Origin of the sequence: Caproiciproducens puteiluti (assembly GCF_052442865.1) — a bacterium.
Taxonomy (GTDB): domain Bacteria; phylum Bacillota; class Clostridia; order Oscillospirales; family Acutalibacteraceae; genus Caproiciproducens.
In genome coordinates this window covers 1,153,840-1,178,691 of record NZ_CP194790.1, presented here as the reverse complement: position 1 = coordinate 1,178,691, position 24,852 = coordinate 1,153,840, and the positions used below count along the sequence as shown (strand labels likewise).

20 protein-coding genes and 1 tRNA gene are annotated in these 24,852 nt (G+C 53.4%); 7 read left to right on the top strand and 14 right to left on the bottom strand.

Annotated features, from left to right (window positions below; translation table 11 throughout):
- Window positions 1–150: 150 nt before the first annotated feature.
- Complete coding sequence (locus ACRQU7_RS05565; protein WP_444644377.1) at window positions 151–819, bottom strand: YjgB family protein; 669 nt, start codon at window positions 817–819, stop codon at window positions 151–153.
- Between the two features lie 305 nt (window positions 820–1,124).
- Between ACRQU7_RS05565 and ACRQU7_RS05560 the strand changes: the two genes are divergently transcribed.
- The gene (locus ACRQU7_RS05560; RefSeq protein WP_038323073.1) at window positions 1,125–1,328 is read left to right on the top strand and encodes a ribbon-helix-helix domain-containing protein; all 204 of its coding nucleotides are present in this window, start codon (window positions 1,125–1,127) and stop codon (window positions 1,326–1,328) included.
- Between the two features lie 47 nt (window positions 1,329–1,375).
- Here the strand turns inward: ACRQU7_RS05560 and ACRQU7_RS05555 are convergent, their stop codons facing one another.
- Complete coding sequence (locus ACRQU7_RS05555) at window positions 1,376–3,700, bottom strand: SpoIIE family protein phosphatase (protein WP_444644375.1); 2,325 nt, start codon at window positions 3,698–3,700, stop codon at window positions 1,376–1,378.
- A 288-nt stretch (window positions 3,701–3,988) separates the two neighbouring features.
- Here ACRQU7_RS05555 and ACRQU7_RS05550 point away from each other — a divergent pair, with 288 nt between their 5' ends.
- The 3 genes from ACRQU7_RS05550 (at window position 3,989) to ACRQU7_RS05540 (ending at window position 7,970) form a co-directional block, all read left to right on the top strand.
- On the top strand, window positions 3,989–5,182 hold the full coding sequence (locus ACRQU7_RS05550; RefSeq protein WP_444644373.1) for an aminotransferase-like domain-containing protein: 1,194 nt from the start codon (window positions 3,989–3,991) through the stop codon (window positions 5,180–5,182).
- 18 nt (window positions 5,183–5,200) lie between these two features.
- Complete coding sequence (gene trpS / locus ACRQU7_RS05545; protein WP_141827543.1) at window positions 5,201–6,217, top strand: tryptophan--tRNA ligase; 1,017 nt, start codon at window positions 5,201–5,203, stop codon at window positions 6,215–6,217.
- A gap of 220 nt (window positions 6,218–6,437) precedes the next feature.
- The gene (locus ACRQU7_RS05540) at window positions 6,438–7,970 is read left to right on the top strand and encodes a lipopolysaccharide biosynthesis protein (protein ID WP_444644371.1); all 1,533 of its coding nucleotides are present in this window, start codon (window positions 6,438–6,440) and stop codon (window positions 7,968–7,970) included.
- 80 nt (window positions 7,971–8,050) lie between these two features.
- On the opposite strand, the gene alr is transcribed toward ACRQU7_RS05540, so the two are convergent.
- The 7 genes from alr to ACRQU7_RS05505 form a co-directional block, all read right to left on the bottom strand.
- On the bottom strand, window positions 8,051–9,238 hold the full coding sequence (alr, locus tag ACRQU7_RS05535; protein ID WP_444644369.1) for an alanine racemase: 1,188 nt from the start codon (window positions 9,236–9,238) through the stop codon (window positions 8,051–8,053).
- A gap of 18 nt (window positions 9,239–9,256) precedes the next feature.
- Window positions 9,257–13,021 (bottom strand): phosphoribosylformylglycinamidine synthase, encoded by a 3,765-nt coding sequence (locus tag ACRQU7_RS05530; RefSeq protein WP_444644367.1) that lies wholly within the window; start codon window positions 13,019–13,021, stop codon window positions 9,257–9,259.
- A 173-nt stretch (window positions 13,022–13,194) separates the two neighbouring features.
- Window positions 13,195–14,421: a DUF1015 domain-containing protein gene (locus tag ACRQU7_RS05525; RefSeq protein WP_444644365.1), complete on the bottom strand. Its 1,227-nt coding sequence runs from the start codon at window positions 14,419–14,421 to the stop codon at window positions 13,195–13,197.
- Between the two features lie 91 nt (window positions 14,422–14,512).
- Window positions 14,513–15,358: a metal ABC transporter permease gene (locus ACRQU7_RS05520; protein ID WP_444644363.1), complete on the bottom strand. Its 846-nt coding sequence runs from the start codon at window positions 15,356–15,358 to the stop codon at window positions 14,513–14,515.
- Window positions 15,355–16,098 carry a metal ABC transporter ATP-binding protein gene (locus ACRQU7_RS05515; RefSeq protein WP_444644361.1) on the bottom strand — a complete coding sequence of 248 codons (744 nt, stop codon included), beginning with the start codon at window positions 16,096–16,098 and terminating at the stop codon, window positions 15,355–15,357. Before ACRQU7_RS05515 ends, ACRQU7_RS05520 begins: the two co-directional genes overlap by 4 nt.
- Before the next feature lie 11 nt (window positions 16,099–16,109).
- Window positions 16,110–16,991, bottom strand: a complete 882-nt coding sequence (locus ACRQU7_RS05510) for a metal ABC transporter substrate-binding protein (RefSeq protein ID WP_444644359.1) — start codon at window positions 16,989–16,991, stop codon at window positions 16,110–16,112.
- A gap of 106 nt (window positions 16,992–17,097) precedes the next feature.
- Entirely contained in the window at window positions 17,098–17,952 is an 855-nt protein-coding gene (locus tag ACRQU7_RS05505; RefSeq protein ID WP_141827538.1) for a patatin-like phospholipase family protein, read from the bottom strand.
- A gap of 149 nt (window positions 17,953–18,101) precedes the next feature.
- Between ACRQU7_RS05505 and ACRQU7_RS05500 the strand changes: the two genes are divergently transcribed.
- From ACRQU7_RS05500 to ACRQU7_RS05490, 3 genes are all read left to right on the top strand, one after another.
- Window positions 18,102–18,177: transfer RNA gene (locus ACRQU7_RS05500), tRNA-Val, on the top strand.
- Window positions 18,178–18,394: 217 nt separating this feature from the next.
- Window positions 18,395–18,673, top strand: coding sequence for a hypothetical protein (locus ACRQU7_RS05495; protein WP_444644357.1), 279 nt, complete (start codon window positions 18,395–18,397; stop codon window positions 18,671–18,673).
- Window positions 18,674–18,953: 280 nt separating this feature from the next.
- A complete protein-coding gene (locus ACRQU7_RS05490; protein WP_444644355.1) occupies window positions 18,954–19,820 on the top strand; it encodes a DUF2935 domain-containing protein in 867 nt (288 codons plus the stop codon).
- A 174-nt stretch (window positions 19,821–19,994) separates the two neighbouring features.
- Here ACRQU7_RS05490 and ACRQU7_RS05485 read toward each other — a convergent pair whose 3' ends face one another.
- Genes ACRQU7_RS05485 through ACRQU7_RS05465 form a run of 5 tightly spaced genes read right to left on the bottom strand, consistent with a single transcriptional unit; the run spans window position 19,995 to window position 24,734 of the window.
- On the bottom strand, window positions 19,995–20,189 hold the full coding sequence (locus ACRQU7_RS05485; protein ID WP_444644353.1) for a capping complex subunit for YIEGIA: 195 nt from the start codon (window positions 20,187–20,189) through the stop codon (window positions 19,995–19,997).
- Window positions 20,182–21,099, bottom strand: coding sequence for a YIEGIA domain-containing protein (locus ACRQU7_RS05480; RefSeq protein ID WP_444644351.1), 918 nt, complete (start codon window positions 21,097–21,099; stop codon window positions 20,182–20,184). Before ACRQU7_RS05480 ends, ACRQU7_RS05485 begins: the two co-directional genes overlap by 8 nt.
- Complete coding sequence (locus ACRQU7_RS05475; protein WP_444644349.1) at window positions 21,087–21,581, bottom strand: (2Fe-2S)-binding protein; 495 nt, start codon at window positions 21,579–21,581, stop codon at window positions 21,087–21,089. Before ACRQU7_RS05475 ends, ACRQU7_RS05480 begins: the two co-directional genes overlap by 13 nt.
- On the bottom strand, window positions 21,568–22,407 hold the full coding sequence (locus tag ACRQU7_RS05470) for an FAD binding domain-containing protein (protein WP_444644347.1): 840 nt from the start codon (window positions 22,405–22,407) through the stop codon (window positions 21,568–21,570). The genes ACRQU7_RS05475 and ACRQU7_RS05470 overlap by 14 nt, the downstream gene beginning before the upstream one ends.
- The gene (locus ACRQU7_RS05465) at window positions 22,404–24,734 is read right to left on the bottom strand and encodes a xanthine dehydrogenase family protein molybdopterin-binding subunit (RefSeq protein WP_444644345.1); all 2,331 of its coding nucleotides are present in this window, start codon (window positions 24,732–24,734) and stop codon (window positions 22,404–22,406) included. The genes ACRQU7_RS05470 and ACRQU7_RS05465 overlap by 4 nt, the downstream gene beginning before the upstream one ends.
- Between the last annotated feature and the right edge of the window lie 118 nt (window positions 24,735–24,852).

Sequence of the window (24,852 nt, the reverse complement as noted above, 5' to 3'; positions counted from 1 at the left end):
AATCCGTATTCTCGCACGTCACAGGCAGCGCACACCGAAAGCTTTGTTAAGAAAACACCTTCTCCTCAAAAACTGGGGAGAAGGTGTTTTGATCTGTATTCAGTTCATCCCACAAGGGCGAAGAGCCGTCAGGATGCTTTGCACCCTTTATTACCACTGGCGACCGGGATCGTCGGCCATCATGTTGACCGTACCGGCAGGATAAAACACAGAGTAATGATCGAGCACGGCGTTCGCGCCGTTCGCCTTGGAATCCGGGAACACCATCAGCATTTTATAGTCCTTGCTGACAACGTATCCGATGATCCTGTCGCTGCCCGAGGTCACATCGTAATCCGGCTTGCCGAAAACCTCTTCCGTTTTGGAAAGGGTGATTTCTTTCAGCTGGCTGTCAAACGACCTGACTTCAAAAAGCTGAGAGCCCTTGTTGAAGCCGAACACGAAGCCCTTCTTGGAATAGGTCGCGTAGGTTCCCTTGGCGGCGGCAATGTATTCGGATTTGTCTTCCTTGCCCCACTTTTCCTCTACATCCTCAATTACATTGGATTGAACCGCAAAGTCGCAGTTCATCACTTTTCCTTTTACCGCTGTCTCTTTCATCAGCTTGAGAAGATCCGCCTGAGCATCAACCGGCTGGGAAGATTCCTGCGCCGAGCTTACCTCGGAGGCGACGGAGGAGGAAACAGCTTCCGAAGAGACCGGTGCGGAAGAGGCGATCTGTGAGCTGCCGGAGTTGAAATTGGAGCAGCCTGTCATTACCGCGAGCGTACACGCCGCACAGACGCAGGCCGCCAGTGTTCTTTTTACATTCAATGTCATAATCGTACTCCTTAATTTTCATAGTATGGTTACGCTGTGCCGACGGACTTTTACAAGCTCCGCCATGAACAACATACTACATCTCCACAGAAAAAATATCAAGTACTATGTGGAAGTATGTAGAAGGCTATTTTGTAAATTTTTTCTAAAATTACTTGTCACCTTTATTTTTTACCCCGATTTGCATTTTACAAATGTTTCGTGCAAAGGAACCGCCCCACTATAGAATTTATTTTATAACATAAATTATAACATATATTCAATGAAATTTAAAACATATAATATGTTTGAAAGCAGGTGAACGCATGGAAAACCGGAAAATAATTATAAAGGCCAAGGCGCCGAAGGGCGAGGACGGGTACAAAACCTTTTCCATACGCATCAGGGAGGAAACGGCTGCGGCCATTGACGAACTCTCTTCAAAAAGCGGAAGAAGCCGGAATGAACTGATCGGCATTTTTCTGGAATATGCTGTTGAGAACTGCGAAATTGTACCGGAAGAGAAGTAAAATCAGGGCGGGAGGCAATGCCTCCCGCCCTCTTCCGGTCACCGTCCTTATTCGTTTTCTCTTACTTTTATTACCAAAGCAGTGATATCGTCGTCGTGGCCGTCGGTGCGGCGGGCAATCGCCTGTGTTACGATTTCCTCCGCAAGCTCCTGCGGGATCTGGCCGTTCCATTTCTCCACCGCTTCACAGATCCAGTCGTCCCCCGCGGCGAGCGCCCCGTCGGAAAGCATAATCAGCAGATCGTCTTTTCCCAGGCTGTCCGAGGACTTGGCAAAATTGATTTCGTTCAGGATGCCGATCGGCAGGCTGGGGGCGTCGATCACCACGGCCCGCCCCGATTTGCGCAGCAAGCTGACGGGCGCGCCGGCCTTCATAAATTCAAGGCTCCCGTTGAAAAGGTCGATCGCGGCCAAATCAACGGTCGCGAGCGATTCGTCGCCCGATTTCACCATCAGTGCCGAATTCACGATCTTGAGCGAGGCGTCGAACCCGATACCGGCTTTGACCAGACGGGACAGAATCCCGCAGGCCATCGCGCCGTCCACCGCCGCGCGGCCGCCCGTCCCCATTCCGTCGCTGATGATTGTGATCTGGCGGCCGTTGCCGTCGGGGAAGGTGTCCCAGCTGTCGCCGCAGAGCTGCCTGTTTCCGCAGGAGTGCTGGGCGCATCCGGTCTGCACGCGGTAAAGGGGACGCTCCGAAATCTGAAGCCTGCACTTCCCTTTTACCATGCTGATGCAGGGCTGCTGGAAGCTCCGGCCGCACGCGCGCGAAATTTCGTCCGTAAGCTCGGCTTTGTTCAGGCGGACGCCGTCCAGCTGGGCGGTGATGATTTCGATCGACATGCGGTCGAAACGGTCCGTACGGCAGCTGATGTCAATGGGCAGGATGCCCGCCCCGCGCAGGACTTCCCCGACCTTCTGCGCCGCGGCGAAATCAAACTGCTCGTAAAGCTCAAGCTCCGCCGCCATATCCTCCAGCATGTTGCTGGTGGTGGTAAACTGGTCGGAAACCATGCTCCGCACCTGCTGCGCGCGGCTGTCCGCCGCGTCCCGGATCATGAATTCATTATAATTAGTGTTGACGCTGTCCATAACCACCGGCAGCCTGCTGCAGTGTGTGGCAAACTGCGTGTTAAAGTCGGCGCGTTCGATCTTCCCTTTCGCCCTGAGCTTGTCCGTCAGGTCGTTGAACGCGTTCATGCTTTCGCTGTAGTTGCGCTCCCAGCAGTAGACCTTTAACCCGCAGCTGCAGCAAACGTCGTCCATCGTTTTCTTGTACACGCCGTTGATGTCCGGGGCACACGCGGTATAAAGCTTTTTGGAAACTTCCTCCACCGACTCGGAGACGCTGCCGAGGGCCTTCGCGGCGTAATCAAGCTTCATGATAACGGAACGGCGAAGGCCGTCGGAACGGGAGGTATCGTCGGCGTGGGAAAACATGCCGATCAGCGGCGCTCCGACCTTCTGCGGCAGCAGCATATAAAAGACAGTCGCCGTCATCACTTCGTAAAGCCCCCCGATGACGGCTTCCTGATTGCCCACCTGAAGCGAGGCAACCGCGTTGGAAAAAATAAAGGCGACTACGGACGCGAGCTGCCCGACCGGGGAAAACACGCCCGCCATCATGCCGCCGAGCGCGTAGGCGCCGGAAAGATAGTTCAGGCCCGAGGTGGAAAGGCTGAACACAATGCCAGCCGAAATGCCCGCCACGCTGCCGCCGGCAACACCGCCGTAGCGCGCGGCAAACAGGATCGCCACCACCGCCAGCACGCGCCCGAGCGAGACCGGGCCGATGCTCAGGTTGGAAAGCGACAGCAGAACTACGCCCGCCGACAGCGCCGCACAGGCGATTTCCTGCGGGTTCATGGTGCCGATGCTCCTGCCGGAAGCGATCACCTTGGACGTGCGCGCAAAGAAGTATGCCATCCCGCCGGCAAGGAGCGCTTCCGCCACATACATTGCCACGGTCGTCGAAGCGGAGCCGTTGACAAAGACGATGGCCATGCCCGTACAGAACACCGGAAGAAACGCCGTCGCGGGAGCAAAGCCCGGATGCATTTTTAGCTTGATCAGGTCATTCAGCGTCCAGCGGATTGCCGCGGCAGCCAGAACCGCCGCTATATAATGTACCGGCACAGCCGCCGGAGAAGGCAGCAGATACCCCGCTGTGCTCCCCAGCACAACGCTCCAGATTCCCGCGTACGGGAATGCCGCGACCGCCGCAACGCCGAACGGCGCGTATTTGCCGAATACCAGTCCCCGTGAACAGAGCAGCGCCACCGTGAAATAAACTACCTGCTTTGCAACAGCCTTTGTAGGGTCCAAAGCAGCCGTCGTAAAGCTGACGCGCCCCGCCTTCGCTTTTAACATTCCTATCACCGCCATACATTATTTGGTAACTTGTCCATTTTTTGCTAAAAATAATTATACTATATGTATATGGTTGCTATTGTCATAACGCGCCGTAAAAATTTGGCGTTTCCAATCGCATTATAAGTATTTTTATAAATTGCACGGTTTTTTATAGTCTTTCCCCGGTTTCTGTGGTAAAATAATCGCAAGCGATGATTTTACCCGCTTCGCCAATTTGTAAATATACCACAACGCGCGGTGCGCCTGTGGTATCATAAAAATCAATCGTAATGAGAGGGTGACAATATGGAATACCAATTTTCCGACCGCGTTTTATCGCTGAAGCCGTCGGCAATCAGGGAGATCTTTAAGTATGCCTCCGATCCAAGCGTGATATCACTCTCTGCGGGCAATCCCGCACCCGAGGCCTTCCCGGTAAAGGAAGTAAGTGAAATCTCCGCGCGGATTCTGTCGGAGCGGCCCATTGACGCGCTGCAGTACAGCATCACCGAAGGCTACGCGCCCCTGCGCGACTACCTCTCCTCCTATATGAAAAGCATACACGGTGTAGGCCGTGATTTTGACAATATTCTGATTACCAGCGGAGCCCAGCAGGTCATGGATCTGGCGACGAAGTCGCTCTGCAACGAGGGCGACGTGGTGATCTGCGAAGCGCCCAGCTTTATCGGCTCGCTGAACACCTTCCGTTCCTACAACTGCCGCCTGCGCGGAATCCCGATGGAAAGCGACGGCATGGACCTGGCCGAGCTGGAGAAGGCATTGCAGGAAGAAACAAACGTCAGGTTCATTTACACCATCCCCAATTTCCAGAATCCGTCCGGCATTACCATGAGCTGGGAAAAGCGGCGGCGCCTGTACGCCCTGGCCAAAAAATACGGCGTCCTGATTCTGGAGGACAACCCTTACGGCGACCTGCGTTTCTACGGGGAACATATCGAAGCGGTCAAGTCGCTGGACGAAGAGGGGCTCGTCATTTACGCCGGTACCTTTTCAAAGGTGATTTCCCCCGGCATGCGCGTGGGCTATGCGATCGCGCCGCGGGAAATTTTACAGAAAATGATCGTCTGCAAGCAGGGCGAGGACGTACACACCAACATCTGGTCCCAGATCGTCTGCCATGAGCTGATGACGAAATACGACTTTGACGCACAGCTGAAAAGGCTGCGCGAGGTTTACCTGAAAAAATCCGCCATCGCGACGGCCGCGCTCGACAAATACCTCGCGCCGGAAGTGACCTACAATCCGATCGAGGGCGGTTTGTTCCTGTGGTGTACGCTGCCGGACGGCATCGATATGATCGACTTCTGCAGCCAGGCGGTCGGGCGCAAGGTCTGCGTCGTGCCGGGCAACGCGTTTCTGACGAATGAAAACGAACCCTGCCAGTCTTTCCGCATCAATTTTTCCACTCCCACCGACATTCAGCTGTTGAAGGGAATTCAAATTCTGGGCGGGCTTGCCCGCGATATCATCAGGAATTAATTTTGGAGGCATTCAAAAATGGAAACAGCCAATACCGAGCGCAAAAAGGTCATCTTCAGCGCAATTCAGCCGAGCGGCACGATTACCCTCGGCAACTACCTGGGCGCGCTCAAAAACTGGATCAGCCTGCAGGATGAATACAGCTGTATTTTTGCTCTGGCCGATCTGCACACCATCACCGTCCGCCAGGAGCCGGCGAAATTCCGCCGCAATGTGCTGGAAGCGTACGCTCTGCTGCTGGCCTGCGGTATCGATCCGAAAAAAAGCCCGTTCTTCATTCAAAGCCACGTCTGCACCCATTCCGAGCTTGCTTGGGTCCTTAACTGCTACACGCAGTTCGGTGAGCTGCAGCGGATGACGCAGTTCAAGGACAAATCGGCAAAACATGCCGACAATGTCAACGCGGGCCTGTTCACATATCCCAGCCTGATGGCGGCGGACATCCTGCTGTATCAGGCGGACCTTGTCCCCGTGGGAGCCGACCAGAAACAGCATCTGGAGCTCACCCGCAATATTGCGGAGCGCTTTAACGGTATTTACGGCCAGACCTTCACCGTACCGGATGCCTATATTCCCAAGCAGGGCGCGCGCATCATGTCCCTGCAGGAGCCGACCAGAAAAATGAGCAAGTCCGATGAAAACGCCAACGCCTATGTCGCCGTTCTGGATAAGCCGGAGGACATCATGCGCAAATGCAAGCGTGCGATTACGGACAGCGAAGCCTGCGTCCGCTTCGGGGAAGGCAAGGACGGCATCAACAACCTGATGGGGATTTACTCCTGCGTGACCGGGCTTTCCAACGAGCAGATCGAAAAAGAGTTCGAGAATAAAGGCTACGGCGATTTCAAGACTGCCGTGGGCGAAGCCGTGGTGGAGCATCTGCGCCCCATTCAGGAACGGTATGCCGACCTGATCAAAAATAAGGATTATCTGGAACAGTGCTATACCGAAAGCGCGCAGAAAGCGCTTTCCCTTTCCGTACGCACCCTGAACAAGGTCATGAAAAAGGTCGGTTTTATTCCAAGAGCCTTCTGAGACTGACACGGTAATCAAGCAAAACAGGGACAGTCCCTTTCAGCGGGGCGTCCCTGTTTTATTGCGCTGTTTTCTTTTTTGGCAGGAATATAAAAATTTCTTTGCTGCTGCGGAATTTGTCTGACATATACTGTTAACGTCACGTCAAAAATAAATTCATAAATAAATGATAGGATAGAATATCCGGCGGAATTCATTTTGAACAGAAAGGCTGTGAACCATGCGCAGTAAGAACTCGATCAAGAATATTATTGTCAATGTCGGCAGCCAGCTGTTCAGCATTCTGCTGAGTTTCCTGTGCAGGACCATTTTCATCAGGACCCTCGGGGAAGCCTATCTGGGGATCAGCGGGCTGTTCAGCAATATCCTGACGCTGCTTTCCCTGGCCGAGCTGGGCGTGGGCACCGCGATCATTTTCAGCATGTACAAGCCGCTGGCGCAGAACGACCGCAAAAAAATCGGGGCGCTGATGGCCCTGTACAAAAAGGCCTATCACACCATCGGCTTGATCGTTGGCGTCGTGGGCCTTGCCTTCACCCCGTTTTATCCGCTGTTTATAAAAGAAGACCCCGGAATTCCGAATCTGACCGTCATTTATCTGCTGTATATTTTCAATACGGTCATCACTTATTTTTTCGCCTACAAGCAGTCCATTATTGTGGCTGACCAGAAAAATTATGTCTGCACTTTATATCAGTACGGCTTCTGCATTTTGCAGAATATCCTTCAGATTGTCATTCTGTTTCAGACCCACAACTTTATTCTGTACCTCTGCGTTCAGATTCTGTTCAGCTTTTTCACGAACTTCTTCCTTGCTCGCAAGGCGGATCAGATGTACCCATACCTCAGACAGTACGAAAAAGAAAAACTCAGTAAAAGCGACCGGTCTTCCATCCTCAAAAACATTCGCGCAATGTTTATGCACCGAATCGGAAGCACCGTGGTCAACGGAACCGACATTCTGCTGATTTCCCGCTTTGTGGGCATCGTCAGCGTAGGCATCTATTCCAACTACTTCCTGATTACCAGCACCCTGCGCCAGCTGACCGCGCAGATTTTCAGCGGAATCACGGCCAGCGTAGGGAATCTGGGCGCGCTGGAGGACGGAAAGAAGTCGTACGATATTTACCTTTCCATCAATTTTGCGTGCTTCTGGATTTTCAGCTTCTGCTCGATCAGCCTTCTCTGTCTTTTCAATCCATTTATCACCCTGTGGACAAGGCGGCAGGACCTTCTGTTTGCCCTTCCCATTGTCTTCGTCATTGCCCTCAATTTCTTCGTCACCGGCATGCGGCAGGCAACGCTGACCTTCCGCGACGCGTTCGGCCTGTTCTGGTATGACCGGTACAAGGCGGTTCTGGAAGCCGCGGTAAACCTGATCTTTTCCATTATCCTGGTACAGCGGTACGGAATCATCGGCGTTTTTGCCGGGACCTTCATCAGCACTATGACGATCGATTTCTGGGTGGAGCCGCTGGTCCTGTTCCGGCACGGCTTCCACCGCCCGGTCAGAACTTATTTTGCGCGGTACGTTTATTACGCCGTGCTGACAGGCCTGACGGGGTATTTCACCTATCTGTGCTGTTCCTTCCTGCCCGGCGCCGGGTTCTGGGCTTTTGCCGTGAAATGCGTGATCTGCCTTCTTGTGCCCAACACGGTTTATCTGGTTCTGTTCTGGAACACCCGCGAATTTCAGTATTTGAAGGGCTTTGTAAAATGGCCCGGATTCCGCAAAAGTGAACGGAAAGCGTAAAAATACCGTAAGCCTGAATTGGGCTTACGGTATTTCTTTTATATCATCAAACTGTAAAAGCTTATAGGGCGGAAGATGCCTTATTTACAGATATAATTCAGCTCGCCGACTTCTTTTCCGTCCTTGTAGTAGATGCGCGGCACGCGCTTTGAGATCATGCAGACAAGCTCATAGTTGATGGTGCTGTTGTACCCGGCAAGCTCCTCCAGCGTAACACAGGCGTCCCCGTCGCGGCCGAACACGGTCACAACGTCCCCCTCTTTTACGTCGGGAATAGAGGTGACGTTCAGCATCAGCTGATCCATGCACACCCGGCCGATGATCTTTGCCTTATGCCCGCGCACAAGCATGCTTGCCTTGATATAGAGATGCCGGGGATAGCCGTCCGCATAGCCGATCGGGACGGTCGCGATTTTCACCTGTTTCTTTGCAATATATTTTCTGCCGTAGCTGACGCTGGTCTGCGGTTCAACGGTTTTCACCAGCGACACAACGCTTTTCAGCTCCATCGCGGGCATCAGCTCCACGGCATTTTTCATCATATCCGACGGCATCAGGCCGTACAGAATCACGCCGGGACGCACCATGTCAAGCTGCATATCCGGGTAATCGAAGATCGCGGCGGAATTTGCGCAGTGGCGGATTTTGAAGGTGATGCCGCGCTGTCCCAGCAGGGCAATCGCTTTCATCAGGTTGTCAAACTGCATGATGGTATAAGCGCGGCCGCCGTTGCCCTCGTCGGCGACGGCGAAATGAGTAAAAATGCCTTCCGGGTCAAGCGACGGCAGCTTGCAGACTGTTTCGATCTCATCGATCACGTCCCCGTCCCTGACGGGGTACTGGTACATAAACCCGATGCGGCTCATGCCCGTATCCAGCTTGATATGAACGCGCACCGTAACGCCCGCTTTGACCGCTTCGGCGGAAAGCGCCTCGCCGTACCCGGCGGAGAACACGGTCTGCGCAATGTTCAGTTCGCACAGCTGCGCGGCCATACAGGGCGGTGTGTAGCCCAAAATCAGAATTGGCAGGCGGATTCCGGCGCTGCGGATCTGCATTGCCTCTTCCAGATTGGAAACGGCGAACCAGTCCGCGCCCAGTTTTTCATATTCCTTCGCAAGGGCCTCCGCCCCGTGACCGTAAGCGTCCGCCTTGATGACACAGCAGACCAGTGTTTCCGGCCTGAGCTGTTCACGGATCGTTTTAAAATTATGGTCAATTGCGTCAAGGCTGACCTCGGCCCAGGTTCTTCTGAAAAATTCACTCATTCTATTCTTTCACCCGTATTACTTGAAGTATTTGACACCTGATTCAAAAATCATCTGGTCCTTCGCTCCGGGAACATTTGCGTACAGGTCTTTTCCTTTGCGCTCGGAATGGGCCATCTTGCCGAGAATGCGTCCGTCCGGGCTGGTGATGCCCTCCACCGCGCAGACCGAGCCGTTCGGGTTCCATTCGATACTGCCGCTGGGGACCCCGTCCGGGGTCACGTACTGGGTCGCGATCTGGCCCCCGGCAATCAGGCGGTCCATGACCGCGCCGCTTGCGACAAAGCGCCCTTCCCCGTGCGAAACCGGCACCGCGAACACATCGCCCGCGCTTACGCCCGCGAACCACGGGGATTTGACGGAGGTCACGCGGGTATACACCATGCGGGAAACGTGGCGGCCAAGGGTGTTGAACGTCAATGTAGGAGCATCCTCACTCGGCTTCGTAATCTCGCCGTACGGCACAAGGCCCAGCTTAATCAGCGCCTGGAACCCGTTGCAGATACCCAGCATCAGACCGTCGCGGTTTTTCAGCAGGTCGCCCACCGCTTCGGCAATCTTTGGATTGCGGAAGGTGGTGGCGATAAACTTTCCGGAGCCGTCCGGCTCGTCGCCGCCGGAAAATCCGCCCGGAAGCATGATGATCTGAGACTGACGGATCGCTTTTTCCATCCGTTCAATTGTAGCTTCAATATCGGAAGAAGTCAAATTCCGCACTACCAGAATTTCCGGTTGCGCTCCCGCGCGCTCAAAAGCGCGGGCGGTGTCGTACTCGCAGTTGGTTCCCGGGAACACCGGGATAAAGACCCGGGGCTTCGCGGCCCTGATCGCAGGCGCCTTTGCAAAGCGCTCCGTAAAGAGCGGAACCTCCTTCGTAAGCGGCTGCTCCTGCGCTTCATTCGGAAAAATCTTTTCCAGCGTGCCGCACCATGCGGCAACGAGCGCTTCGATTGCAAGCGTTTCGCCGCCCAGAACAATCCGCGGCTCTTCGCTGACGGTTCCCAGAAGAACCGGATGGAATTTCTCGTCGACACAGCAATCTTTTGCAAGCTCCACAACCAGTGCGCCGGAAACGGGAGCAAACAGCGTTTTTTCATCGACCGCCTCTTCGCGGAACACAAAGCCCAGCCGATTGCCGAAGCACATTTTCGCTACCGCCGCGGCTGTGCCGCCTTCCTTGACAACGGAAGCGGATACCACGGCACCGTGATGAATCATACTGTAAATTTCCGCGTAGTATTCCTTCAGCTTTTCCCAGTCGGGAAGCAAAGTATTCTGATTTTCGGGAACCGGAAGCAGGACAGCGGACGCGCCCGGGTTTTGAAACGCGGCGGAAACGGTTCCGCTCGCCTTAGTCATGGCGACGGCAAAGCTGACCAGCGTGGGCGGAACGTCCAGCTGCTCAAAGCTGCCGCTCATGCTGTCCTTGCCGCCGATCGCGGGCAGTCCCATGCCGAGCTGCGCGCTCAGCGCGCCGAGCAGCGCGGCTGCCGGTTTTCCCCAGCGCTTCGGGTCGGTGTTCAGCCTTTCAAAATATTCCTGAAAGGTCAGCCGGGCTTTCAGCGGATCCGCGCCGACGGCGGCAAGCTTCGACAGGCTCTCCGTGACCGCCCAGGCCGCGCCGTGGAACGGGCTGAACCGCGCGATGCCTGGAAGGTACCCGTAGGACATCGCGGTGGCGTCATCCGTTTCTCCGTGCATGACCGGGATTTTCGCCAGCATTGCTTCTTCCGGGGTCAGCTGATATTTCCCGGCAAAAGGCATCAGAACAGTCGCCGCGCCGATGCTCGCGTCGAAGCGCTCGGCAAGGCCCTTCTGGCTGCAGACCTCAAGCCGGGAAAGGTTCTCTTCGAACGCTTCGGCAAGCGGCTTGTTTTTCAGGCATTCCGGCACCAGGCTTCTGTAATACCGCGCCGGGTCTACCGCTTCAATGGTCACGCCGTTTTTCTGGGTCACGCCGTTGGTGTCCAGGAACGCGCGGCTGATGTCCACGATCGTGTCGCCGCGCCACGTCATGCGCAGACGGGGCTCCTTCGTAACAACGGCGACCACCTGCGCGTTGAGGTTTTCTTCGTTTGCCGCCGCTATAAACGCTTCCACGTCCTGCGGGGCGAGCACGACCGCCATTCTTTCCTGCGATTCGGAAATAGCCAGTTCGGTCCCGTCAAGGCCCTCGTATTTTTTAGGAACCTTATTCAAATCGATTCTGAGGCCGTCCGCAAGCTCACCGATGGCGACGCAAACACCGCCCGCGCCGAAGTCGTTGCAGCGTTTGATTTTCTGCGCGACCTCCGCATTGCGGAAAAGACGCTGGATTTTACGCTCGGTCGGCGGATTGCCCTTCTGCACCTCCGCGCCGCAGACCTCAATGGACTGTTCGGTGTGCGCCTTGCTGGAACCAGTGGCGCCGCCGCAGCCATCGCGCCCCGTACTGCCGCCCAGCAGCACAATGATATCGCCCTCGTCCGGCACGAACCGCACCACGTTCTCTTTCGGCGACGCGCCGATGACCGCGCCGATTTCCATCCGCTTCGCGACATAGCCGGCGTCGTACAGCTCGGTGACCTGACCGGTCGCAAGGCCGATCTGGTTGCCGTAGGAGCTGTAGCCCTGCGCCGCGCCCGTCGTAATTTTCCGGGTCGGCAGCTTGCCTGCCAGCGTGTCCTCAAAGGGGATGCGCGGGTCGCCGGAGCCGGTCACGCGCATCGCCTGATAGACATACGCCCTGCCGGAAAGCGGGTCGCGGATCGCGCCGCCGAGGCAGGTGGCCGCCCCGCCGAACGGCTCGATTTCGGTAGGATGGTTATGGGTTTCATTTTTAAACTGCACCAGCCATTTTTCTTCTTTCCCGTCAATGGTGACCGGCACCTCAATGGAGCAGGCATTGATTTCCTCGCTCAGGTCAAGGTCGGGAATCTGCCCCCGCTTGCGCAGAAGCTTCATGCCGATGACCGCCATATCCATCAGGGAAACGGGGCGGTCCGTTTCACCGTACACCTCGGAACGCGCCTCGTAATACGCTTTCAGCGCATCCTCAATCGCGCCGCTGACCGCCGACTGCTCAATCGTGATATTTTCCAGCCTTGTGGAAAAAGTGGTGTGGCGGCAGTGGTCGCTCCAGTAGGTATCGATGACGCGCAGCTCGGTCACGCTGGGGTCGCGGTTTTCCTTCCGGAAGTAATCGCGGCAGAACGCCAGGTCTTCAAAGCTCATGGCGAAGCCCATGGATTCATAATAGGCCTTCAGTTCGTTTTCATTCCAACTGATAAAGCCCGTCACACGAGCGACGTCCGGCGGAACATCCGCTTTCACGTCGAGGGTTTCGGGCTTTGCTAACGAGGCAAGACGGCTTTCCACCGGGTTTACCAGATAGCTCTTGATTTGATTCAGTTCCTCTTCGCTTAAATTGCCCTTTACGGCAATCACGCGGGCGGTAGCCACCTGCGGGCGCTCCCCCTGCGTCAGAAGCTGGATACACTGCGCGGCGGAATCGGCGCGCTGGTCGTATTGCCCGGGAAGATATTCCATGGCGAACACAGTAAAATCCTCCGGAACCGGAACCGTCTCGTCATAAACGTCGTCCACATTGGGTTCGGAAAAAATAGTCCCCCTTGCGGCGGCAAATTCTTCTTTGGTAAGTCCGGATACGTCGTACCGGTTCATCAGCCTGAGTTTCTCAATGGAAGTCATGCCGAGATTGTCTACAAGGTCGGTTTTGATGTGCTGTGCTTCAACATCGAAGCCGGGTTTCTTTTCCACAAATACTCTGATTACGCCAGACATATTTCCCCCGTTCCGCCGCCTGAAAGCGGCCGATTCAACATACTTTATCCTCAATAGTATCACATTTGTTTTCCATTATAAAGAGAAGATGAAAACATTGACATTTTCCATAAAAAATCATGTTCTGAAAGCAAAAAAACCGGCGGAGAATCGTCCCCGCCGGCACTTTCAATTCACTTGATTCTGCGGCACTCCATATAGAAGCGCTTGTCGCAGGCATGCCCCATGGAAAAGGTTTTCCGCGGAAGGGCCCCGTCGACGGCGACCGTTTCAAACAGGCTGCTTTTCTCCATATTGGGCAAAAAGAAAGCCATTGCACTGCTGTCCCCGGCACAGAGCTTTTCCGCTACTTCTACGCCGTGTATGTAGTCCATTTTTCCGCCCACGTGCGCAAGGCGTGCGTCCAGAAATTTCTGCAGTGTACCGACTTCCAGATTGGACGGCGGATTCTTTACCCAGATATCCTTTTTCCGTCCGTCCACCAGGCAGGTGATCCGGTGCCCCTCGCAGGGAACGTCGGAAACGTCATAGAAACGGTACAGCTCCCGCATCAGCTCCGCGGGATTTGTCTGGAACACCACCCGCTGGATCGGTTCAAACTGCAGGGAATCGTCGTACAGGTTCACGACCTCCACAAGCGCCCAGCGCGCGGGATGAACTGCCGCTTCCTGCGGGGACAGCGTCTTTTTCAGTTCCTCGTAACAGGCCTTTGCGGTCGCGAGGGAATGGTTGCCGTCGCCCACGGCAAACAGCAGATTATCGCGGACCGGCAGACGGTCCAGCGCGTCTTCCAGCTGTTTGGCGGCCGCGGAATTCAGGCTGAAGCCTCGGATGCTCCCGCTTCTTTGCATCAGCTTTCCCTCGTACTCCGGAGTCAGCCCGGAAGGATCGATTTTCTCAATCACGCTGCACTCGGGATCGTCGATTAAAATCATGATATGCGGCAGCTCCAGCGGCGCGCCGCGGCGGATTTTCACGCGGGGCGGAATCCGTTCCAGCACCGTTCCCTCCGTCGCGCGGATAGGCGTCTTGCTGCCCGCCTCGTACCGGTACTGTTCCAGGTCGAGCGCCATCATGACCCCGCGGCGGAGCTTTCCGTCCGCCAGGGTGCGCTCCACGTAGAGGTAGCTGTTCTTTATTTCACGAAAAACACCGTCCGAGAGGTAGCGTTCCATGGCGGCGTTGATTCCAGCGGCGTACTGCTCCGCGTCGGTCGTTTCCAGATAACATTCGGGGTACACCATATGATAAGTGGAGGGATAATCCCCCGCCGCCTTTTTCGCTTCCTGCCAGTACTCCGGCTGAGAAGTATATTGGTCACAGGCAACCACACACCAGTTTTCTGTCGGTACGTCCTTCGGCAGCAGGATATCCGCGGGTTTAAAATAAGGGTGCAACATTCAGAAATCTCCTGTTCTCTTACGAAATTCGGGACATCGCCCATTCAGTAATCAAATAGTAACACATTTCCGACAGTGTTCGCAACCTGTTTCAGGCTTTCTCCCGTGTCCGATTGAGAAAATAGCTGAAAAAGAAGATCGCCGCCGCGATCAGCACGATGGTGCCGCCCGCCGCCGTACCCGTATAGTAGGAGACGATCAGCCCGCTCACGCCGGAAAACAGCGAGATAAAGACGGCGATCAGGTGGTAGGAACGCATCCCCTTCGCAAGATTGCGGGCCGAGGCAGCCGGAAGCACCAGCAGGGAATTGATAATCAGCACGCCCACCCATTTGATCGACACGGTTACGATGGCGGCCACAATGATTACAAACAGCTTTTCAACAAAGTGCGTATTGATACCCTTGCTCGCGGCCAGATCGGCATTGATGCTGGTCAGCAGCAGTTTATTGAAGAACAGGTCCCATATCACAAGCACCGCCAGCAGAATAAAAGCCAGCATGACGATTTCTGCGGGCTGCACCGTTAAAATATCGCCGATGAGATACCCGGAATATTTCGCGAAGCCGCCGGAAGCCGACAGCAGCACGATGCCGAGCGCCAGCCCGGTAGAGGAAAACACCCCGATAATGGTATCCGCGGAGGAAGTGCCGGAATCCATCACGGCCGAGATGCACAGCGCGAACAAAAGCGCGAAGCCCATCATGGAAATCAGATAATTGTCAATGCCCATCAGCACGCCGATGGCGATTCCGGTCAGTGCGGAGTGCCCCAGCGCATCTGAAAAAAAGGACATCTTGTTGTTTACGATCATCGTCCCGACCAGCCCGAACAGCGGGGTAATCAGCAAAACGGCGAGCAGCGCGTTTTTCATGTAGTTGAATTCCGTCCACTCAAACGGCAGAAGCAGATCGATCAAGGAATATACCGCGTTCATGATTTCACACCTCCGGTCAGCTTCAGGCCAAAGGCTTCCTGCACCTCGGGCGTTCTCATCACTTCCCGGACGCTGCCGCTGACCAAGACGGTGCGGTCCAGCAGTACGGCGCGCGTCGCGTATTTCTCCACATGGGAAAGATCGTGGGACACCAGAATGATCGGCATCTGGTGTTCCGCGCGCATCGAGGTGACCAGGTCGTAAAAGACCTCTATCCCCTTGCGGTCCACCGCGGATACCGGTTCATCCAAAAGCAGAAGGTCCGGCTTCGGGTCCAGGGCAAACGCGAGCAGCACACGCTGCATTTCCCCGCCGGAAAGGCTGCCGATCCGTTTGTTTAAGAGCGCGGGGCTGCCCCCGACCGCGGCAAGCGTCTGCCGGACCTGGTTCAGCCTTTCTTTGTTATGGCCCAGCCAGACCGGGAACCCGCTCATGTTGGCACAGAGCATGTCGCCGACCGTAACGGGCATGGAGCGGTCAAATACCAGATTCTGCGGAACATAGCCGATGCGGGGGTTGGAAATCTTTTCCCCCTTGGAATTGTGGAACACAACGGTCCCCGTATAGGGAATACGCCCCAGCAGCGCTTTGAGCAGCGTGGTTTTGCCCGCGCCGTTGCGTCCGATCAGCGCCAGAATTTCTCCATGATGCACATCGAAGGAGACGTCGTGAAGAATCACCCCGTCGTGCTTTCTCACCGTAAGACTGCGTATCTGTATGCTGCATTTGCAAGTATCCATGTCATTCCCCTTTATTTCAGCGCCTCTTCGAGTGTTTTCAGGTTGCCTTCCATCGCGTCAAGATAGGCGTCTTTGCTGTTTTCCCCGGTCACCGCCGGGTCAAGCGAATATACCTTCACGCCGCTTTCGTTCGCTACAATGTTGGCGGCGGATTTCGGATACTGAGGCTCCGCAAAAACGGCCTTCACACCGCTGCCCCGTATCATCCGGATGGTTTCCGCCAATTCACGCGCGCTCGGCTGGCTGTCGGGCTCACGGTTGACCACGCTCACGATATTCAGGTCGAATTCTTCGGCGAAATACGGAAAAGCTTCATGGAAGGTAATGATATCCCTGTTCGTGATATGACTCAATTCGGTGTGCATTTTATCGCGCAGTACGCTCAGCTTCGCCGTGTAAGCCTGCGCATTTGTCCGGTAAGCTTCGGCGTTCTGCGGGTCGGCCTGTGCCAAGCCTTTTTCGATGTTGGAAACCTGCCGGATACAGTTGGAAATAGAAACCCAGATGTGCGGGTTTTCCTCCCCGCTCTCATCCGCCAAAAGGGAAATCCCCTCGCTCGAATCGACCACCCGCAGATCGGGAAGCTGAGAAGTCACTTTATTCATAAAGCTTTCCATTCCCGCGCCGTTCATCACGAACACATTCGCCTGCTCTATATTTTTCATGTCCTTCGACTGCAGCTGATAATCGTGCAGGCAGCCCGCCCGCTGTCCCGCCATATTGTCCACCTGTACGCCGGGCACCCCGTCGGTGATGTTCAGGGCCATAATATATAAAGGATAAAAGGATGTCACTACCCGAAAACGGACATTCTGCGTTGTCCTTCTGGCACACCCCGCGGAAAAAAGCAGAATCACAGCCGCCAAAATAACGGCGGCAGCTCGTTTCAGCATTTTGTACGGCCTCCTTAAATGCAAATCATTAGCAATGTATAATATAGACCGATCGCCGCTTATTGTCAAGTAAAGGGACGGATAACATCCGTCCCTTCATCTTTATTTATGCGCGCGCCATCATAGCACGGATTTCCGGAAGTTTTCTTTCGCAGTCGCTCATTCCCATTTCGTAAATCCCTTTCAGCACCTCCGGGTTCTTCTCATACCGGCCTGTTACGATCGGCCTGCTGGGACGGACGATGACTGCTTTTTCCTCCGCCTCCTGTCTGCGGCAGACCTCAAGCTCATTGTTGTAAACCTCCGCGCGGACCTGCATGGAATTTACAAAATTCGGATACTCCCCATATTTTACACGAAGCACCGAACGCGGGAATTCCGGGCGCGGGCTTTTCCGGTAGGTGCTGTCACGGGTAAGCACGACCACATTCAGATTGTTTCCGTCAAAAATAGAGCGTTCGATCGGAATCGGAGTCGCGCAGCCGCCGTCCAGCAGTTCACGTCCCCGGTAGGAAACGGTGTTGGAAATGAAGGGCAGCGAGCTGGAGGCTTTGACAGCGGTGAAATCCTCATCCAGATTCGCCTTGTCGAAAAAGACCGTCTGACCGGTTTTCAGGTCGGTAGCGCCGACCTTGAGGTCAGCCGGAGAGTTGAAAAAGGATTCGTAGTCGAACGGAAGAAGCGTATGGAAAAGTTCTCCGAAAATAAAGTCAAAGCCAAACAAAGAACCCGTTCGGTTTAAATTTTCCACGCTGATATATCGCTTATCCCCGATATACTGATAAAAAATATCGTAATTTCTGTTCTTCTGTCCGGAAATATAGCTGAGCGCGTTGCAGGCGCCGGCCGAAATGCCGTAGACATTCGGGAACTCGATCCCATGATTCAAGAAAACTTCCAGCACACCGCTCGTGTATGCCCCACGCATACCGCCGCCCTCCAGTACAAGGCCTATCGGCATAGCAAACACCTCACATCACAAATATTATGTTCTATTATAGGCTAATCCCCGGTCGAAAACAAGCGAAGGAAATAAAAATGAGGTTTTTTGAAAATTTATATTGATTTTTAGAGCTATTTAAGTTATAATAATCGAGCACTCAAAAAAATGGACGTTTAGCTCAGCTGGTAGAGCATTCGCTTGACGTGCGAAAGGTCATAGATTCGAGTTCTATAACGTCCACCATAACCATAAAAGGCAAGCAGTTTTTCTGCTTGCCTTTTTTATTTCCTCATTGCATTCTGTTTATGTTTCTCCCTCCCCGGACTCTTCTGATTCGGTTTCTTCCTCCACTGTTTCATCTCATCCTCCAATTCAAAATAAACCTCAGTTGTCATCTACTCAGTCTTATTATAAAAAAGAGGTTGATGAAAATATCACAGAATGTATGACTGAGGCCGAGATGATTAAGGCTTGGACTGAAAGTGTTGTTAGGATTTCACTTGTAAGAGCCGAAAAAGCGCAATTTTATAAAGATGGTTCAAAGCGGAAAATATCTAAGAATAAAGATTTTTATGAGATAAGTTCTGATGTCTTATTTGCAGAAGATTCCGGAAATAAAACTTTTTGCCCTTTTACTTTGCAAGCAGTTAAAAGTGGCCCGGATATAAATATTCTATATTATAAATTAGGTGACAAAGTAGTTGAAGATAATCGAGAGAAAAAGCGACAGCCGCTATAGACATAATAATGGCAATTGTATTTGGCATAAGTTTTCCTCCTTAAGAAGGATATAAGAAAAGCACCTCCGAAGAGGTGCTTAACAAATCTTAATTGCGAGACGATCAATTGCCCACGCGCCTTGAGGAGCAGGCAGTGGAACAGGGCTTCGCCCGCATTTGAAGGACTCCCGGCTATGCTGGGAGATGACTATTTTATCTAATTACGCTTTGGAATATTGAATAAATAGAAATCATACATTATAATTGTTTATGAATCTCTTTATAAGGAGTGTACCCTCTATGCTTTCTAGGGAAAATTACATAACGATGTCGATAAGCAGTAATTTGTTCTGGCTCAGGATCATGAAGGAGCATGCCATTTTTATTGAGAGCTCCATTCCACCGATTCACAGCGACCTGGCCAAACAGGCTGATGGCTTTAAACAGGAATACGGCCGTCTTTTGCTGCAAACGATCCGGATGGCCAATGGAGTCCTGACAAAAGAAACGCTGCAGACGGGACAGTATTTTACCCAATTCACCGAGGTGTCGGAGCAGGCCGTCCAAAAATTTACCGGCATTCCAACAGAAAGCAGCTTAACACAGTCAGAGTATCAAATAGAACCATATTTAACAGGAATCGGTTCAACGAATGAACAAGAGATTTCGAGTTTAAACGAAAGTATTTTAAAGCAGACCGCCTCTTTTGCCAAATTCAAATCGGAGTTGCTTAACAATCAAGTGTCTTGTAAGCTTTTCACATTTTTGTATTCAGCAGATATTGATCATATACTGCGGGAGGCGCTGCGGTACATCGATACCCTGAACCGACTGCAAAACAGAAATGACGATATTCATTCGGACTTCCGACAGTTCTGGAACAATAATATGTCTGATCATGCTAAATCTATGCGCGGATTATTTGATCCAACAGAAACTTCTTTTTTCAATACAGCCAATCAATTTGTTTATTTATATGAAGGTCTTATTCGCCATGATCGCTTACATCATGAAGAAGACCTAATTGATGCAAAACAAATAAGAGATTTTAAATCGGGAACAACACAAGGATTAATTGAATGTAAAGTCAAGGCTATTATGTCACCGCTTTATACAGATCACTTGCTGCGTGAAGCCAACCATTATATTTACCTTTTACAATCTTAAACAATTCAATAAAAAATTTAAATGCCATTGTATGGGAAACTCGATTGTACGATCTTCTTCGGAATAGAACTAAAGCAAATCAAGAACTCCACCCTTAATAGGATGGAGTTTTTTCTTCTTAAAAATGATATAAGAAAAGCACCTTCATGGAGGTGCTTTAAGAACGTATTTAATTTATCTGTCCTTGCTGATAACGATATAATCGCCGGTACTTAGCTGAACCACATTTGCTCTCAAAGCGCGCGCCAATTCAAGGATCAGCTTTTTTTGCTCGCCGACGTCCTTTATCAGCAGTGTCAGCGGGTCCCCGCCCAGAACTCTTTTTTCATCCGCGGTGATATAAACTAATATTTCAACTGAGTTACTCATGATGAGAGCCTCCCGTGTTTTTCATGATCCGGCCGATTTTTCTGCTGTTTTCCAAAATCGGGGTATTGCTGACGGCCTTCACCAGCCTGTCCATGTCCTTCATAATCGGGACAAACGCAATGATGATTTTCCCGGAAGCGTAGTCTTTTCTGGAAAACTGATATTTCCGCATACCCAATATCCTGACTGCCTCAAATAAAACAGCCTGTTTCTGACCGGAGTTCTCCAGAACAATACTGCTTCGTTCGCCTTTTGGAGTCAGAACGATTGCGATTCCATCCCTTTGAACGATTTCCCTGCTGCGGTCGGTGCCAAGGTAATTGGTGACATACATGCCGTCAACGTACAGTTCGGATCCTCTGACTTCGATTTTCCCGGGGGCGATCTCGCAGATATCACCGATTGTTTTCCCTTTGGTAAACCGGTAGATCAGCAGCATGGCAATCGTGCCCGCGGCGGCACCGCACAGGATTTGCAGGAAGATGTTGTTCCTTTTCAAAATCTCCATTACAAGAACCGTGATCATGGACGTGATTAGGGAGATATAATTCCTGGACTCAAACGTTTTTGCAATCCCGTCTATATACGCTTCGCCCCTTTGTGCAAATTCCGTGTGCTCCAGTTTTCCAAGGCTTTCCCGCTCCGCCGCCCGTACTTCGCGGAATTCCTGAACCGCGATTGTCAAAAAGGTGACGGCGACAAAGTCCTGTGTCAAAAGCGCCGGTATCGCTACCGAGCCGAGCGTAGCCGCTACAAACCCCAAAAAGATATTGTTGAAATAGGCGGTCGGATAGGACGGGACTTGTCTGAAATCAACCTTAAGGGTAACAAGCCGTGCGATTGTCCCCATAATGATTCCGGTGGCGAGGATATACATGTCCTCGCTGCTTAAGGCTTTTATAGTCTCCAAGGAGGCACCTCCATCATATCATACATCTTGCGTACCGCTTTTCGGATTTCCTGATAGCTGGTGCATCGGCAAAGGTTGGACTGAAGCCATTCCTCCACCACATATTCTTCCGGTAAAACCGGATGCTGCATTTTCAGAGCATGGCATACCATTAAAAACCCGGAGGTGCAGTAACCGCATTGAAAGGCGTTCGCTTCCACAAAAGCTCTTTGAACCAAAGCCGTCCCGTTCAGGCCCTCCACCGTCCAAATCAGATGCCCTTCCGCTTCCACAGCAAGCACCAGGCAGGATTTTACGGGCCACCCGTCCATGATCACCGTGCAGGCGCCGCAGTCCCCGTTTTTGCATCCGGGCTTCGCGCCGGTCAGCCCGAGCTGTTCCCTCAGCACGTCTAGCAGCAGGTCGGAAGGACGGACGGCCACTTCCTGATTTTCGCCATTTACGTTTAATGAGATTGGCGTTTTTCCTTCATATCTGATCATTTTCCCAATCCTCCAGAAGCTTGCGCAAGGTATTCTTCAGTACGAAAATCCTGTACGCGCCGGTGCCTTCCACGTCGCCGTATGCCGGTTCGGGCAACAGCTTCACCGCTTTGTCCGCGCGTACCTCATAGGGCAGTGACCGGTCATTTAAAACGGCTTCCATTTCTTTACTGCGGAAGGGATGGGAGCAGACCCCGCTGAATGCCGTGCGCAGAAAATTATCCTTCCGGATTGCCGCCACATCAACCAGGGGATAGTCGATTTTTTCATTCGCCGTTATTTTCACATGCGCGTGGTGTGCCTGAAGCGCCCAGCCGGGAATACGCACCTGTACCGCCAATTCGCCGGAATCGAGCTGCATCCGGCCCCGAAAAACGCTGTGAAACAGGACGGTGCGTTTGCCTTTTTCCCCGTAAAGGACAAGATCCGCATCCGAAAGCAGCAGCGGAAGGCTGGTTTCCCGGTAGATGATCGTCCCGCACAGGTTTCCTCCCAGCGTGATCCGGCATTGGTTCGTATGGTCGGCGATCCGTCCGCAGGCAAGCCCGAGCAGCGGAAACAGCTTTGATTCTTTAATCTGGTTGAGGGTGCAGGCCGTCCCGATGGTAAGGACCTGTCCGTCCATAGCAAGAGCCGTGCATTCGGGGATGTTTTTGATGTCGATGACGGCGTCCGGACGGATGCTGCCGGAGCGGCACATGGTAATGATCTCGCTGCCGCCGGCGTAATAGACGGGAGCTTTGCCTTCCGTGCGCAGCTGCCGATAGATGTCCGCGGCTTCTTTCAGTGAGTCCGGGCGGCAGTAGATAAATGAAAATGGAATCATGAACCAGCCTCCCCCGACATTTGCCAAATCCTCTCCGGAGTCAGCGGCAGAGATAAAAATTCCTTTCCAAAGGCTGTGGACAGCGCGTTTCCAAGTGCAGCCGGAATACCGATAATCCCGTGTTCGGAGTAGCTGCGCACGCCATAGGGCGACTCGGTTTCCGGTGTTTCCACGAAACCGACCCGGTAATCCGGCTCCTGACCGATATGCAGCAGCTTGTAGGTGCGGAGATTGGGTGCCCGCGGAATTCCCACCGCGTCATAGGAAAAAGCCTCCCGGCTGGCCAGGCTGATTCCCATAGCCATGCCCCCGGCTATCATAGAGCGCATGGCTTCCGGATTGATGACTTTGCCGACATCGATGACGGTAGAAGCGGCGATGATGCGATAGGTGCAGGACGCGGTATCCGCCTCCACCTCGACTACCTGGGCGCCGAGCGTCCACGCGGGGCCGGTCTTGCCCCGCCCGTTCTGCGGGTCCAGCTGGCTGAGCCCCTTGAGCATGAACCCGCCCCTGCCGATTACCGGTTCCCCGATGGATGACCCGTCCTTGGCCTGATATCCCTGTACGATGTCCTTGAAAGGGATAAAATTTCCGGGATTTTTCCGGGAATATACCCGTCCGTGGGAAACCTCGATCTCGGCGGGGGAACATCCCAAAGCCTGCGCACCATTGCCGCGCAGCTGTTCCAGCAAATCGTCGGCAGCGCACACGACCGCGTGTCCCGCCATATACTCCGTAAGGCTGGCCACCGTTTTCCAGTGCTCAGGCGCGGTGCGCGTGTCTACATCCATGACGACATGCACCTGATCGTCATCTATCTGCAGCTTTTCGGCCAAAATCTGTGCAAGATGGGTTTGCCCGCCGGACCCCATCTCAACCACTCCGGTGTTCAGATTGACGCTGCCGTCGGGATTAAAGGTGATGACGGCGCCAGAGATGGCGTCTGTGGGAGGATTTTCGGTTTTCCAAAAGCATGCCGCTCCCTTGGCGCGTACGATCCCCCGCTTGATGAGAACGGCTTTTCCGCCGTCCCATTCCGATAACGGCTTGATCTTGTCCAGACACTGTGTCAGGTCTCCCATCAGGCTGCGGGAGTCCATTACCTGGGAAGGGGTCAGATTGCCCGGAAGGATCGCGTTGTGCAGCCGGAATTCCAGCGGGTCCAGCGAACACTTGCGCGCCAGAATATCCATTGAGCGCTCCACACAGAAGGTATAGGAATCATGAGCAAAGCCCCGGAAAGACGTGGTGTAGGTATGATTGGTGTAAACACACAGGACATCGCAGCTCAGGTTTTCTATCTGATACGGGCCGGTACAGTCGACGGCGATCGCTTTGGCCATGTAGGGTGAAATGTCGGTGTAAGCGCCGCAGTCCACCCAATACGTCATTTCCGCCGCCTGAATACTTCCGTCCTTTTTCGCGCCGATTTTTATTTCCGCTTCCAGACCGATGCGGCACGGGGCGGAGGCCATATCCTGCTCCCGCGGAATGGTGAGCCGAACAGCTTTGCCGCCCACTTTACGCGACGCCAGAAACGCCAATATTTCAAGCATAACCGGTGCCTTCCCGCCAAATCCTCCGCCCACAAACGGAACCCGTACCTGAATTTTTCCGGCGGGAATCGTAAACGCCTCGGAAAGCTGCTTGCGGACAGTATAAGGGGATTGGGACGAAGTGGTGATACTGACCATGCCGTCCGATGAAATTTCCGCACGGGCGGTACGCACTTCCATGGCAAGATGATCCGATGGCGGTAAAAAAAAGCGACGCTTCACGATCACGTCACAGCCGTTAAAGGCTTTGTCCGGGTTCCCTTTCCACATACGGTAGCGGCTGGCAATATTGGTGCCCGCTTCGGGGTAAATATCCGTCGTGACCTTTTTGTACCCGTTTGTTTGGCTGTGTATCAGGGGCGCGTCTTTGGCTATTGCCTCAGAAGGGGTCAGGACGACGGGAAGCTGCCCGTACGAAACGCCGATCATCCGTACCGCCGCTTCGGCGGAAGGCTCGTCCTGTGCCACCACCATGGCCACAGGCTCTCCCGCGTAACGCACGACATCCTTTGCGAGCGCCGGCCGGTCCAGAACCAGAGGACCGAACAGTTCCGGGCAATCCGCGCCGGTCAGAACCGCCTTTACACCGGGAATCCGCAGGGCTTCAGAGGTATCGATTTTTAAAATACGCGCATGCGCGTAGGTGCTGGTAAGCAATCGGACGGAGAGAACCCCCGTTATGGGGAAGTCATCCGTGTACCGCGCTTTTCCCGTTACCTTGTCCCAGGCTTCCTTACGCTGGACGCTTTTCCCAATCGCCGTGCTCACTCCGTATTCACTCCCTTTCTTCTTTGAAAGCTTTTCCAATTGATATCCAATTATTCGATTTATTTGTTTGAAAGGAATTTGGAATTAAATTCGGGCGCAGAGATAACAATAGGAGGTG